Here is a 12,112-nt window from a genome sequence, read left to right as displayed (position 1 = left end):
GGCCACAGCAGACGTCAGAAGCACACCGCACAGACATGGGCGCAGCGGATACTCACTCGGGTGCGACTGGAACTGCTGTACTTCGATGGCTGCCCGAACGCAGCGGACTACCTGCCCCGCCTGCGGAACCTCGCGGCGCAGACAGGTGATGAGGTCGTCGCGCGCCAGGTCACTAGCGCGGAGCAGGCGCTCACCGAGGGATTTCTTGGTTCACCAACGGTCCGAGTGGACGGCTCTGACGTGGAGCCCGGAGCCGACGCTCGACGCGACTACGGCTTGTCCTGCCGCGTGTACATCACCGACGACGGGGCACGGGGCACTCCCCTCGATGAGTGGGTGCTCGCAGCCCTGGGCGATCGCTGAACATGCAGGCTGTGTCGATCAGTCACCGCATCCCAGACGGATCGTGTTCCCGTCGGGGTCGGTCAGCGTGAACTCGCGCATCCCCCACGGCTCGTCACGGACCTCGGACACCTGCATGCCGGCAGACGCCAGGGTTGCCCGTAGCGCGTCGATTCCCGGTACGTGCAGGTAGCAGCCAGCCATGTTGTCCAACCGGTTCAACTCGGGTCGATGATCGAGGTGGATCACCTCGGCATCGAGATGGCGCACGAAGGCGTAGCCGCCGCCGCCGTACTCCTCGACCTCCAGGTGCGGCAGGCGTGACCAGAACTCCACGGCCTCGGCCATGTCCCGGACAGGCAAGATCGGCACGGCCACGAGGTGCTCAGACATGCCCGCATCCTCCCCCGAGGTGCCTGCAAGACCGGCGGGGCGCTCGCCGCCCCCGCACCCCCGGCGACCTCCGGGGAGGGGGTAGGGCAGGTCTCCCCGCCGGCCACCCACGGGCGTAGCACCCCAGAACCAGGGGGCCAGGTCGTTCAGCGCGTCGGGTGCTCCACCTGGCCCCCTGGCCCTGGCGCGCTCCGGGAGGACCTGGCCGACGGGGAGACCAGACACCGGCTTGCTGCGCTGCAAGGAGCACCACGAGGCAACCTCCCAACGTGCGATTAGCGTGCGATTAGCAGCGGTCAACCAGGGGCGCGAGCGGGCACGCCCGCCGGGCTCCGGCCGAGGTCGTGCCCTCCGACCCGGGCCCGGCGCGGCCTTCCAAACTGGCTACGCGGGTTCGATTCCCGTCGCCCGCTCCACACCGTTCGCGCAGGTCATGATGGGCGCATGCCCACGCTCGGCTCCTTCGTCCTCGGGACGCCCGACCCGCCGGCGCTCGCCGCCTTCTACCGCGACCTGCTGGGGTGGGTGACCGTCGAGGGCGCCGACGACCCGACCTTCGTGCGCCTGCGCGCCCCCGAGCAGGAGCGTCCCGGCCTCAGCTTCCAGCTCGAGCCCGAGCACGTCGCCCCGACGTGGCCCGCGCGCGAGGGCGAGCAGCGGATGCACGCGCACCTCGACCTGCTCGTCGCGCCGGACTCCCTCGACGCCGAGGTGGCGCGCGCCGCCGCCCTCGGGGCCACGCGCGCCGACCACCAGCCCGCCGAGGGCGTGGTGGTCATGCGGGACCCGCACGGCCACCCGTTCTGTCTGTTCGTGCCGGGGGCGTGACGGCGGGGGGTCCCACGGGGCCCCGCCGCCGCCCGACCAGCCCGAGCCCGATGTACATGCCCAGCAGGGCGACGACGAGCCCGGCGACGGCGTGCAGCGTCAGCGGCTCGCCGAGGATCGGGACGGCGGCGAGCGCGGTGACCGCCGGGACGAGGTTCAGCAGCGAGCTGACGTGCACCGTGCTGCGCCACCGCAGCAGCACGAACATCAGCACGAAGGCGCCGGCGGAGTTCACGACGCCGAGCCAGAGCGAGGTCCACCACCCGGTCGCGTCACTCGGCAGCCAGGCGGCGCCGAGGAACGGCATCGCGGCGGCGGTGACGACGAGCGAGGTGCCCATCTGCACGGCGACGCTCGTCGCGACGGGCGTGTCGTCGTTGAACCGCTTCTGGTAGAGCGTGCCGGCGGCCATCGACAGCGCGCCCAGCACCGGGAGCACGATCGTGGTGCCGAGGTCCCCGCCGAGCCGGTCGGACAGCACGATGTAGACCCCGCAGGCCCCGATGATCAGGCCGATGACGGGCGCCGCGCCGAGGCGGGTGGAGAGCACGAGCGGCGTCAGCAGCCCGACGAGCAGCGGCGCCATCCCGAGCACGAGGCTCGTGACGCCGGCCGGGACGCCGGCGGCCAGCCCGGTGTAGCAGAAGGCGAACTGCCCGACCTGCAGCAGCAGGGCCGTCACCACGAGGTGGCCCCACGCCCGCCCGCGGGGCAGCGCCGGACGCGTCGCGACGACGGCGACCAGCACCACGACCAGCGCGACGAGGAACCGCCACAGCAGCACCGTCGGCACCGCCATGTGCGCGGTGGCGATCTTGCCGACGACGAACCCGGACGCGTAGACCGGCACGAACAGGGTGCTCAGCAGCGGGACGAGCCAGGTCCGCGACGGCCCCGCGACACCGGTGGACGGCGCCACGGGACCGGCGCGCCTGTCACGGAGCATGGCCCCCAGTCCATAGCACCGCTAACGACAACGCAAACGGTCGCCGGTCACACACCGGCCTCACAGGGCCGCGTAGAGCGCCGACTCGAAGTCGCCGTAGAGCTTCCACGCCTCCTGCTCGGAGATGAACGGCAGCGAGTTCGTGTAGATCGACGCGCAGATGCCCGTCGTCCGGTCGATCCAGAAGTGGGTGTTGAGCAGGCCCGCCCACGCGCCGCTCCAGGCCCGGCGCCGCCCGGGGACGTCCTCGGTGTTGAGCAGCAGGCCGTAGCCCCAGGTCCAGCCCGGACCGAGGTGCAGGGTGTCGGTGGTCGCCGGGTCGGCGCTCGCGATCTCCTCGGGCATCGGGATGCCGCCGAGCTGGTCGGAGAACGCCGCGTCGACGGTCTCCTGGCGCAGGATGCGCGTCCCGTCGAGCTCGCCGCCGCGCAGCAGGGCCCGCTCGAAGCGGATGTAGTCCCGCGGCGTCGAGTGCAGGCCGTGCCCGCCGGGCCACCACTCGGGATAGTCGGGGAGGAAGTTGCCCACCGACATCCAGGCGCCGTCCTCGCCGCGCACGTGCACCGGGGTCTTGTTGCCCTGGCGGGCGTCGTCGAGGGCGAACATCGTGTCGTCCATGCCGAGCGGGCCGGTGACGTTCTCCTTGATCACCACGTCGAGCGTGGTGCCGGCGACGGCCTCGACGACCTGTCCGAGCCAGTCGGTGTTGATGCCGTACTCGTAGCGCGTGCCCGGGTCGGCGACCATCGGCGCGAACAGGGCGCGCTTCTCGCCGGGCACGACGTTCGGGTGCCCGGTGAGCTGCTCGTAGCGGCCGATGTCGGCGTTCCAGAACCAGTAGCTCAGGCCCGAGGTGTGGGTGACGAGGTGCCGGACGGTCGCCTTGGTCGCGGGCGCCCGCAGCTTCGGGGTGTCGCCGTCGAAGCCGTCGAGGACCTGGATCTCCGCGAACGACGGGACGTACTGCTCGACCGGGGCGTCGAGGTCCAGCTCGCCGCGCTCCACCTGCTGCAGCGCGGTGGTCGTGGCGACCATCTTGGTCATCGACATGATCCGGAAGTGGGTGCTCCCGGAGACCTGGTCGGCGTCCCCGACGGCGCGCGGCCCGGAGCCGCCCTCGTAGAACACGCCGTCCGCGTCGGCGGCGATCGCCACGACGTGCGGCACGGCGCCGGCCTCGACCGCCCCCGCCAGCACCTTGTCGATCCCGGAACCGTCGATCGTCCTGCTCATGGGGTGAACCTCCTGGAGTGATCGTCAGCACACAGTCTGCTGTGCCGCACGGTCCTCCGGCCCCGTCCGTCCGGGCAGGGCCGTCGGTCCCCCTCGCTACCGTCCCGCCATGGCGCTGGACTGGAACACCCTGCTGCTCGACCAGGTCGACTTCCAGTGGCGCGGGTGGCGCCCGCGCCTGGACGGTCTGACCGACGAGCAGTACCTCTGGGAGCCCGCCCCGGGTGCGTGGAGCGTGCGGCCCCGCGCGCAGGCGGCGACGCCGATGGCGGCGGGCGCGGGCGACATGGTGATCGACTTCGCGCTCCCGGAGCCGGACCCGCCGCCGGTCACCACCATCGCCTGGCGCCTCGGCCACGTCATCGTCGGCGTGCTCGCGATGCGCGTGGCGGGACACTTCGGCGGCCCGCCGGTGGACTACGCCACCCACCACTACGCCGCCACCGCGCACGAGGCCCGCCAGCAGCTCGACGACGCCTACGCGGCGTGGACCGCGGGCGTGCGCGACGCCGACCTCGAGGCGCCGTGCGGGCCGAGCGAGGGCCCGTACGCCGACGCGCCGATGGCCGTGCTCGTGCTGCACATCAACCGCGAGCTGCTGCACCACGGCGCGGAGATCGCGCTGCTGCTGGATCTGCACCGGGCACGGTCGGGCGCGACCGGGTAGCCCCGCGGGTCCCGCACGCCGATCAGGAAGGACGACACCGTGTCCGAGACCCGCAACGGGCCCGAGCTGCACCCGATGACCGAGGAGCTGGCCACCGGCCCCAACTTCGCCTCCGTGTCGACGGTGCTGCCCAGCGGCCGCATCCAGACGCAGATCCTGTGGGTGGGGGTGAAGGACGGCGCCGTGGTGATCAACACCGAGACCCACCGGAAGCGCTTCGAGAACATCGAGCGCGATCCCCGCATCACGGTGCTGATCCGCGACGAGAAGGACCCCTACCGCTACGCCGAGGTCCGGGGGCGCGTGGAGCGCACCATCACCGGCCCGGAGGCCCGCGAGCACGTCGACGAGCTCGCGCGGCGCTACACCGGCGGCGACTACCCGCCCGGCGCCATCAAGTCCGAGCGCGTGATCCTCCGGGTCACCCCGGAGCGCCAGACGATCGTCGACCAGAACGTCGACACCAGCGACTGAACCGCCGCCGCGGTGGCCGGGACGCGCTCGGGCATCATGGGCGCCGATGGCCACCGGGACGGCGGACGCGACCGACACGAGCGAGCCGCCCCGCCGCGTCACGCGGCCCGGCCCCCGCCACCGCGCCCTCCTCGGGGTCGTCGCGGGCGTGGCGGCCGCGGGGCTCGTCGCGCTCGCCACCCGTCTGTTCACCCTCGGCGTCGAGGACAACGGCGACGGCTACCGCCTCTTCTGCGGCGCCGGGCTCACCCCGCTGACGATGGACGGCTACGCGAGCTGGCGCGGCGGGTGGACCACCGACTTCGCCGTCGGGCCGATCACCTGCGACGACCCGGTGCCGTCCTCGGCGCTCCTGCTCGCCCGCGCGACCACGCTCGTCACCCCGGGGACGTGGTCGCCGACGGTGCTGGGGTGGGCCTACGCCCTGCTCGTCGGCATCGTGGTCGGCCTCGGCGCCTGGGCGGCGTCGGCCGCGGGGCGCCGCCGGGCGCTGGTCGTGGCGGTGCCGGTCCTCCCCCTGGCCGCCGCCACCTTCTCCCGCTTCTTCGTCTCCACCTACAGCGAGCCCGCCGGCCTGCTCGGGTGCCTGACGACGGCGGTCGGGGTGGCCGCGCTGCTCGCGACGCGCCGCGAGCACCGGTCGGCGCGCGCCGTCGCGCTGGCCCTGACCGCGCTCGGCGGCCTCGTCGCCACCACGGCGAAGGTCGCCTACATCCCGGTCCTGGGCGCCGCGGTGCTCGCGTGCGCGGTCGTGGCGGTCGGCGTCCGCCGGCCCCGGGTCGCCGGGCCCGTCGTCGCGCTGGTCACCGTGCTGCTGGCGGCCGTGCCGGTGCTCGCCGCGCTGGAGCGCCAGGAACAGGCGTACGCGCCGGTCAACGCGCACAACCTGGTGTTCACGACCGTGCTGCTCGAGGTCGGGCCCTCGGCGACCTCCCCGCTGGGCCTGCCGCCCCAGGCGGTCGCCCTCACGGGCAACGGCTACTTCAACGGTCCCCCGCGTCCCGACGGCGTCCCGTGGTGGGAGGGCGCGATCCTCGGCCGGCCCGCGGAGACCCGGTCCGCGGCGCTCCTGCTGCTCGCCGAGCACCCCACGGCGGCCGCGCGCGCCGTCGGGGTCGGCCTGCAGGCCACGACCCTCGCCGACCTCCCCTACCTCGACGCCCTGCCGGCCCCGTACGGGGCGCCGTCGTCGCCGGACGGGCACCCGGGCTGGTCGGGGGCGCGCCAGCCCGACCTCGCGCAGGTCCTCACCGACACCCGCCGCCCGCCGTGGCTGCCCGGCGCGCTGGTGCTCGTCGCCCTGGTGGCGGCGGCGACCGCGCGCTGGCAGGGCCGTGCCGGGCGCTGGTCGCTCGCGGCGGGGCTCGCCGCCGCCACCGGGCTCGGGCTCGTCGTCGTCGCGGTCGCCGGGGACGGCTACTTCGAGGTCTTCAAGCACGTGTGGCTCGCCGCGTACCTGCTCGCACTCGCCGGGCTGTCGCTCGTGGGGGCGGCCGCGACCGGCCTGCTCGCCGCGTGGAGGACCCGCCGCACGGAGTAGGAAGGTGCCGTGCGCGCGTACGGATTCCTCCGGGCCGGCGGCCCCGACCAGCAGGCCTACCTCGACGTCCCGGTGCCCGAACCAGGCCCCGACCAGCTCCTCGTGCGGGTCCGCGTCGCGGGCGTGAACCCCGGCGACTGGCGGCTGCGCCGCGGCGAGTACGGCCACGAGGGCCCGGCGGTGCTGGGTCGCGAGGTGGCCGGCACGGTCGTCGCGCTCGGCGAGGGCGTGGCGGGGTTCGCGGTCGGCGACGAGGTCTTCGGCGGCTGCCCGGGCATGGTCGGTGGCTGGGCCGAGCAGGCCCTGGTGACGGCGTCGTTCGCGGCGCACCGTCCGGACGAGGTCTCCGCGCAGGACGCCGCCGCCCTGCCCGTCGCCGCCGGCACCGCGTACGACGCCCTCACCGCGCTCGACCTGCCCGCGGGCGCGACGCTGCTCGTCAACGGCGCGGGCGGCGGGGTGGGCATCCCCACCGTGCAGCTCGCCCGGGCCCGCGGTCTGCACGTGATCGGCACCGCGAGCGAGGGCAAGCAGGACCTGCTGGGCGAGCTGGGCGCCACCGCGGTGGTCGGGGGCGGCGACGTCGCCCACCACGTCCGCGCCGTGGCCTCGCAGGGGGTCGACGGCGTCTTCGACCTCGTCGGCGGTGACGCCCTGCGCGCGGTCGCGCCGCTCACCGACCCGTCCCGGCTGTTCTCGGTCGCCGACAAGCCGCTGGTCGCCGAGCTCGGCGGGCGGGACGTCCCCCGGGACCGCAGCACGGCGGGGCTCGAGGCCCTCGCCGCCCGGGTCGCCGCGCAGGACCTCGACCCGTGGGTACGCACGGTGCTGCCCTTCGCGCGGGCCGCGGAGGCGCTCGACGCCGTGGAGGACGGGCACGTGCTCGGCAAGGTCGTCATCGCGGTGGACGCCTGAGCTGCCGATGTCACCGAGGGCGAACACCACGGTGGCATTTCACCCGAACGTTCTAGTCGTCACTCCGTCGAGCGTCCCTGAGAGCCATCTGCTCAATCTGAGTGGTCCGATCGGCCGTCCGTCTCCGGCCGTCCGTTTGACTGAGCGAATGTTCAGCGAACGACCCCTCGATGAGCCGTCCCTCACCTCGTCGGGAGACTCCTCCTCGCCGCGATCACGCGGCGGACCGACCGAAGAGGAGATCAACGATGAAGCGACTGCAGCGGATCGCGGCGGCGACGGCGCTGGCCGGCGCCGGCACGCTCGCCCTGTCCGGCGTGGCGAGCGCGACCGAGTCCCACGGCTCGGACGGCGGGAGCGAGTCGTCGCACGGTGACGCCCGGAGCGACCGCACGGGCCTCGTGTCCGGCGTCGCCCAGGGCGTCGGCGGCCTCCTGGGAGGCGTCGGCAGCGCCGCCGGCAGCGTGCTGGGGAGCGACGCGGTCGGCGACGTGGTCGACGGCCTGCTCTGACCCGGCCGCCGCGTCCCGACCCATCGGGGGAGCCGGGCCGCGCGCCGACGAGCAGGTGACGGGTGCGGGTCCCGGTGGCGCCGGAATCGCCACCGGGCCCCGCACCCCGTCGAGTCTGCAGGACCGCGTTTGCGGGACCCCCCGCCCGCGGCGACGCTGGGGCGGTGTCGACCCCCGACGCCCCCCGCTCCGGCTCCCGCGCCGCGGCGAAGGAGCGCACGCACGTCGGGCTGCTCGACGCCGCGGCCACCGTCTTCGCCGACCGGGGCTACGGCGCGGCGTCGGTGGGCGAGATCGCCCGCACCGCCGGCGTGTCCGTCGGCGCCCTCTACGCGCACTTCCCCAGCAAGCAGGACCTCTTCCTCGCCCTCATGGACCGCCGGCGCGTCGCCGAGATGGCCGCGGCCCGCGAGCACCTCGCCGACGGCCTGCCCTCCGCGCTCGACGCCCTCGAGCGGCAGGTCACCGACACCGCCGACGACGAGCGCGCCGCCCTCCTCGGCGCCGAGGCCTGGCTCTACGCCGTCCGTGACCCCGGCTTCGGCGCCGACCTCGCCGCCCACCACGAACGCCTGCGCGCCGACCTGCTCCCGCTCATCCGCGCCGAGCGCGAGCGCCGCGGGGTGACCTGGGCGCTGCGGGACGAGGAGGTCGCGGCCGTCGTGCTCGGGCTCTTCACCGGCCTCGTCCAGCACCGCCGCCTCGCGCGCGACACCGTCCCGGCCGATCTCTACGGACGCGCGCTGCTGGCCCTGCTCGACGGGCTGGCGACGGGCGACTAGGTCGACGGGCGGTCCTGCTCGTCGTCGACGCGGGACTCGTCGGTGCGCTCGACCGGCGCCGGCGCCAGCCGCCGCAGCACGTGGTAGCCGACGATCACGACGATCGAGCCCAGCGCGATCCCCGACAGCGACCCGCCCCCGGCCGACAGGGCCACGTCGCCGATGCCGATGACGATGCCCGCGGCGAGCGGGACGAGGACCTCGGGGCGGGAGAAGTCGACCTTGTTCTCGACCCAGATCCGGGCCCCGAGCAGGCCGATCATGCCGTAGAGCACCACCGTGATGCCGCCGAGCACCCCGCCGGGCGTGGCCGCGACGACCGCGCCGAACTTGGGGCAGAAGCCGATGAGGATCGCGACGACCGCCGCCACCCAGTACGCCGCGGTGGAGTAGACGCGCGTGGCGGCCATGACGCCGATGTTCTCGGCGTAGGTCGTGGTCGGCGAGCCGCCGACGCCGCCGGCCACGGCCGTGGCGATGCCGTCGGCGGCGAGCGCGCGCCCGAGGTAGGGGTCGAGATCCTCGCGGGTCATGCTCGCGACTCCCTTGACGTGCCCGGTGTTCTCGGCGATCAGCGCGATCGCGACCGGCACCACCAGGAGGATCGCCGACGCGCTGAACGCGGGCAGGTGCAGGCCGGGCATCTCCGGCGTGCCCAGCGGCAGCCCGATCCACGGCGCGTCGCCGACGCCCGAGAGGTCGACGCGCGGGTGGGTGGACACGACACCCGAGGCGTCCGGCCCGGTGATCGGCCCGAGCGTCGCGTCGAGCAGCAGCGAGAGCCCGAAGCCGACGACGAGCCCGACCAGCACCCCGAGCCGGGAGAGCATGCCGCGCCCGGCGACGGCGGTGCCCATGACCACGAGCATGGTGATGAGGGCGGCCGCCTCGTCCTGCGGCCAGTACACCCCGGCGACGACGGGGGCGAGGTTGAAGCCGATGAGCAGGACCACCGCGCCGGTCACGGCCGGTGGCAGCACCGCGGAGACGAACCGCGCCCCGCCGAGGTGCACGGCGAGCCCGACGAGGGCGACGACCACCCCGCAGACCGCGATCGCCCCGGTGACCTCGGCGCTCGTGCCCCCGTCCGCGCGGACCGCGGCGACGACGCCGACGAACGACGCGCTGGTGCCGAGGTAGCTCGGCACGCGCCCGCGCGTCATCAGCAGGAACAGCATCGTCGCGAGCCCCGAGAGCAGGATCGCGAGGTTGGGGTCGAGGCCCATGAGGACCGGGAAGACGAATGTCGCCCCGAACATCGCCAGCACGTGCTGGGCCCCGAGGCCCACCGTGCGGCCCCACGACAACCGCTCGTCGGGCTTGACGACCTCGCCGGGCGCGGGCGCCCGTCCGTCGCCGTGGACCGTCCATCCCCTCAGCACGGCTGCAGAGACTAAGGGCGGCCGATCACCGCTCCCGCGGTCGCATCCCGTCGAGCAGCAGCCCGAGGTAGCGCGGCCAGCGCCGCGCGCCGTCGGCCCGGCCCTCGGCGGTGGCGACGGCCATCTGCACGGCGACGAGCAGGTCCTCGGGCTCGAGGTCGCCGCGGACGACGCCGGCGGCCTGGCCGCGCCGCAGCAGGTCGCCCAGGGGCGCGAGGGTGCGCACGGCGAGCTCGGGGGTGAACGCCCCGACGGCCTTGGCGGCGGTCAGCAGGCCGCGGTGGCGGGTGACGCCGTCGACGAGGCCCTCGAGCACGCCGGTGAGCGCCGCCCACGGGTCGTCGACGGCGGCCGCGCGGGCCAGCAGCGGTTCGACGGACTCGGCGACGTAGTCCTCGAGCACCGCGGCGACCAGCTCGTCGCGTCCCGCGAAGCGGCGGTAGAGCGTCGAGGGGGCGACGCCCGCGCGCCGGGCGACCTCCTCGAGCGCGACGTCGGGTCCGTCGGCCTCGAGGGCGGCGCGCGCGGCGGCGAGGATCGCGGCGTGGTTGCGGGCGGCGTCCGCGCGCAGGGGCCGGATCACCGGGTCTGACGGGGCCGACATCCAGGTCACCCTAATCGGTCGTGCTCGACCGGTCTCAGTCGTCGACCAGCGACAGGGCGCCCGACGGGCACTGGGCGACGGCGTTGCGGACCTCGGACTCCTGGTCGGGCCCCGGGTGCTCCTGGAGCACCTCGACGACCGCGTCGTCGTCCTGGTCGAACACGTCCTCGGCCGCGAGCACGCAGTTGCCGGCACCGATGCAGATGTCGCGATCGGCCTGGATCCTCATGGTGGGTCCTCCCCGGGTGGTGGTGTGGCGGTCACCAGGTGACGGGCAGCGCGCGCAGCCCGTGCACCACGGTGGCCGAGCGGAACTCGACCTCGTCGAACGGAATGCCCAGCGCGAGGCCCGGGAACCGTCGCAGCAGTGCGGGGAACGCCACCGCCATCTCCGCGCGGGCGAGCGGCGCGCCGAGGCAATGGTGCACCCCGTGCCCGAACGCCACGTGCGGGGCGATCGCGCGGGTGACGTCGAGGTCGTCGGGGTGGTCGGTGGCCGCGGGGTCGCGGTTGGCGGCGGGCAGCGAGAGCACGAGCAGCTCGCCCTCCCGGACCGGGCGCCCGCCGACCGTCGTGTCGTGGCGGGCCAGGCGCGGGATGCCCGAGTGCACCACCGACAGGTAGCGCAGCAGCTCCTCGATCGCGGGCGCGACGGCGCCGGGCTCGTCGCGGACGTGGGCGAGCTGGTCGGGGGCGCGCAGCAGCGCGAGCGTGCCGAGGCCCAGCATGTTGGCGGTGGTCTCGTGGCCCGCGATGAGCAGCAGGGAGGCGATCCCGATGAGCTCGGAGCGGGTCAGGTCGTCGCCGTGCTCGCGGATCAGCATCCCGAGCATGTCGTCGCCGGGCGCGGACCACGCGCGGTCGACGAGCTCGCCCATGTAGGCGCGCGACTCGGCGGCGACGCGCCCGCGCTCCTCGAGGGGCAGGCTGAGGTCGATCTGGCGGGTGGCGCGGCCCTGGAACTCCTCGCGGTCGGCGTACGGGACGCCGAGCAGCTCGCAGATCACCAGGCTCGGGACCGGCAAGGCGAAGGCGCTCACCAGGTCCGTGTACGGCCTTCGGCGCGTCAGCTCCGCTTCGCTTCGTGCCGCCTGGCGGCCCGCGGCCGCCATGGCGTCGAGGTGGTCGTCGACGATCTCGGTGATGCGCGGCTCGAGGCGCCGGATGCGCTTCACGGTGAACTCGCCGGTGAGCAGGCGGCGCAGCCGGGTGTGCTCGGGCGGGTCGATGGCGAGCAGGTTGCCGGCGCGGGGGTCGACGCCGTCGTCGGGCATCGGCAGGCGGGGCAGGCCCTCGTTGGAGAACCGCTCGGCGTCGCCCAGCACCTCCCGCACGTCGGCGTAGCGCGTGACCAGCCGCGCGGGCGTGCCGATCGCGGTGCGGATCGTCGGGAGGTCGTCCTCGTCGCGGGCCGCCTGCGTCTCCGGGACCGGCGCGAAACGGTCGCGCTGCATGTGCCGCGGGATGGTGGGGGTGGACATCGTCGCTCCCGTC

The 12,112-nt window shown here is 74.6% G+C and carries 15 protein-coding genes; 8 read left to right on the top strand and 7 right to left on the bottom strand.

Annotated elements, in window-relative coordinates; genetic code table 11:
• The first annotated feature begins 60 nt into the window (after positions 1–60).
• Entirely contained in the window at positions 61–363 is a 303-nt protein-coding gene (locus ACFPK1_RS19980; RefSeq protein ID WP_378022696.1) for a DF family (seleno)protein, read from the top strand.
• Positions 364–381: 18 nt separating this feature from the next.
• On the opposite strand, the gene ACFPK1_RS19975 is transcribed toward ACFPK1_RS19980, so the two are convergent.
• Positions 382–735, bottom strand: coding sequence for a bleomycin resistance protein (locus ACFPK1_RS19975; RefSeq protein ID WP_378022695.1), 354 nt, complete (start codon positions 733–735; stop codon positions 382–384).
• A gap of 444 nt (positions 736–1,179) precedes the next feature.
• Here ACFPK1_RS19975 and ACFPK1_RS19970 point away from each other — a divergent pair, with 444 nt between their 5' ends.
• Positions 1,180–1,563 (top strand): VOC family protein, encoded by a 384-nt coding sequence (locus ACFPK1_RS19970; RefSeq protein WP_378022694.1) that lies wholly within the window; start codon positions 1,180–1,182, stop codon positions 1,561–1,563.
• Here the strand turns inward: ACFPK1_RS19970 and ACFPK1_RS19965 are convergent.
• Both ACFPK1_RS19965 and ACFPK1_RS19960 read right to left on the bottom strand, forming a co-directional pair.
• A complete protein-coding gene (locus ACFPK1_RS19965; protein ID WP_378022693.1) occupies positions 1,511–2,509 on the bottom strand; it encodes a DMT family transporter in 999 nt (332 codons plus the stop codon). The two genes, ACFPK1_RS19970 and ACFPK1_RS19965, sit on opposite strands and share 53 nt — an antisense overlap.
• 60 nt (positions 2,510–2,569) lie before the next feature.
• Entirely contained in the window at positions 2,570–3,742 is a 1,173-nt protein-coding gene (locus ACFPK1_RS19960; protein WP_378022692.1) for a serine hydrolase domain-containing protein, read from the bottom strand.
• A 109-nt stretch (positions 3,743–3,851) separates the two neighbouring features.
• Between ACFPK1_RS19960 and ACFPK1_RS19955 the strand changes: the two genes are divergently transcribed.
• The 6 genes from ACFPK1_RS19955 to ACFPK1_RS19930 all read left to right on the top strand — a co-directional run bounded on the left by ACFPK1_RS19955 (position 3,852) and on the right by ACFPK1_RS19930 (position 8,632).
• Positions 3,852–4,409 carry a DinB family protein gene (locus tag ACFPK1_RS19955; RefSeq protein WP_378022691.1) on the top strand — a complete coding sequence of 186 codons (558 nt, stop codon included), beginning with the start codon at positions 3,852–3,854 and terminating at the stop codon, positions 4,407–4,409.
• A 39-nt stretch (positions 4,410–4,448) separates the two neighbouring features.
• The gene (locus ACFPK1_RS19950; protein WP_378022690.1) at positions 4,449–4,883 is read left to right on the top strand and encodes a PPOX class F420-dependent oxidoreductase; all 435 of its coding nucleotides are present in this window, start codon (positions 4,449–4,451) and stop codon (positions 4,881–4,883) included.
• 46 nt (positions 4,884–4,929) lie between these two features.
• On the top strand, positions 4,930–6,423 hold the full coding sequence (gene wsfD / locus ACFPK1_RS19945) for a glycan biosynthesis hexose transferase WsfD (RefSeq protein WP_378022689.1): 1,494 nt from the start codon (positions 4,930–4,932) through the stop codon (positions 6,421–6,423).
• A 9-nt stretch (positions 6,424–6,432) separates the two neighbouring features.
• Positions 6,433–7,338 carry an NADP-dependent oxidoreductase gene (locus ACFPK1_RS19940; RefSeq protein ID WP_378022688.1) on the top strand — a complete coding sequence of 302 codons (906 nt, stop codon included), beginning with the start codon at positions 6,433–6,435 and terminating at the stop codon, positions 7,336–7,338.
• Between the two features lie 248 nt (positions 7,339–7,586).
• Positions 7,587–7,850, top strand: coding sequence for a hypothetical protein (locus ACFPK1_RS19935; RefSeq protein WP_378022687.1), 264 nt, complete (start codon positions 7,587–7,589; stop codon positions 7,848–7,850).
• Between the two features lie 164 nt (positions 7,851–8,014).
• Positions 8,015–8,632 (top strand): TetR family transcriptional regulator, encoded by a 618-nt coding sequence (locus ACFPK1_RS19930; RefSeq protein WP_378022686.1) that lies wholly within the window; start codon positions 8,015–8,017, stop codon positions 8,630–8,632.
• Here ACFPK1_RS19930 and ACFPK1_RS19925 read toward each other — a convergent pair.
• From ACFPK1_RS19925 to ACFPK1_RS19910, 4 genes are read right to left on the bottom strand one after another with little or no spacing between them, the layout of a single operon-like run.
• Positions 8,629–10,014, bottom strand: coding sequence for a uracil-xanthine permease family protein (locus ACFPK1_RS19925; RefSeq protein WP_378022685.1), 1,386 nt, complete (start codon positions 10,012–10,014; stop codon positions 8,629–8,631). The genes ACFPK1_RS19930 and ACFPK1_RS19925 overlap by 4 nt on opposite strands.
• A 25-nt stretch (positions 10,015–10,039) precedes the next feature.
• The gene (locus ACFPK1_RS19920; RefSeq protein WP_378022684.1) at positions 10,040–10,618 is read right to left on the bottom strand and encodes a TetR/AcrR family transcriptional regulator; all 579 of its coding nucleotides are present in this window, start codon (positions 10,616–10,618) and stop codon (positions 10,040–10,042) included.
• Positions 10,619–10,652: 34 nt separating this feature from the next.
• Positions 10,653–10,847, bottom strand: coding sequence for a ferredoxin (locus ACFPK1_RS19915; protein ID WP_378022683.1), 195 nt, complete (start codon positions 10,845–10,847; stop codon positions 10,653–10,655).
• Between the two features lie 31 nt (positions 10,848–10,878).
• Positions 10,879–12,099 carry a cytochrome P450 gene (locus ACFPK1_RS19910; RefSeq protein ID WP_378022682.1) on the bottom strand — a complete coding sequence of 407 codons (1,221 nt, stop codon included), beginning with the start codon at positions 12,097–12,099 and terminating at the stop codon, positions 10,879–10,881.
• Positions 12,100–12,112 lie beyond the last annotated feature (13 nt).

It is taken from the genome of Actinomycetospora rhizophila (assembly GCF_042657905.1).
Classification (GTDB): domain Bacteria; phylum Actinomycetota; class Actinomycetes; order Mycobacteriales; family Pseudonocardiaceae; genus Actinomycetospora; species Actinomycetospora rhizophila.
This window is presented reverse-complemented; position numbering and strand designations above follow the sequence as displayed.

Coding starts and splice junctions, on each gene's coding strand:
- ACFPK1_RS19910 (WP_378022682.1), bottom strand. CDS start 12,099: ATGTCCACCCCCACCATCCCGCGGCACATGCAGCGCGACCGTTTCGCG.
- ACFPK1_RS19920 (WP_378022684.1), bottom strand. CDS start 10,618: ATGTCGGCCCCGTCAGACCCGGTGATCCGGCCCCTGCGCGCGGACGCC.
- ACFPK1_RS19960 (WP_378022692.1), bottom strand. CDS start 3,742: ATGAGCAGGACGATCGACGGTTCCGGGATCGACAAGGTGCTGGCGGGG.
- ACFPK1_RS19935 (WP_378022687.1), top strand. CDS start 7,587: ATGAAGCGACTGCAGCGGATCGCGGCGGCGACGGCGCTGGCCGGCGCC.
- ACFPK1_RS19970 (WP_378022694.1), top strand. CDS start 1,180: ATGCCCACGCTCGGCTCCTTCGTCCTCGGGACGCCCGACCCGCCGGCG.
- wsfD (WP_378022689.1), top strand. CDS start 4,930: ATGGCCACCGGGACGGCGGACGCGACCGACACGAGCGAGCCGCCCCGC.
- ACFPK1_RS19955 (WP_378022691.1), top strand. CDS start 3,852: ATGGCGCTGGACTGGAACACCCTGCTGCTCGACCAGGTCGACTTCCAG.
- ACFPK1_RS19975 (WP_378022695.1), bottom strand. CDS start 735: ATGTCTGAGCACCTCGTGGCCGTGCCGATCTTGCCTGTCCGGGACATG.
- ACFPK1_RS19965 (WP_378022693.1), bottom strand. CDS start 2,509: ATGCTCCGTGACAGGCGCGCCGGTCCCGTGGCGCCGTCCACCGGTGTC.
- ACFPK1_RS19915 (WP_378022683.1), bottom strand. CDS start 10,847: ATGAGGATCCAGGCCGATCGCGACATCTGCATCGGTGCCGGCAACTGC.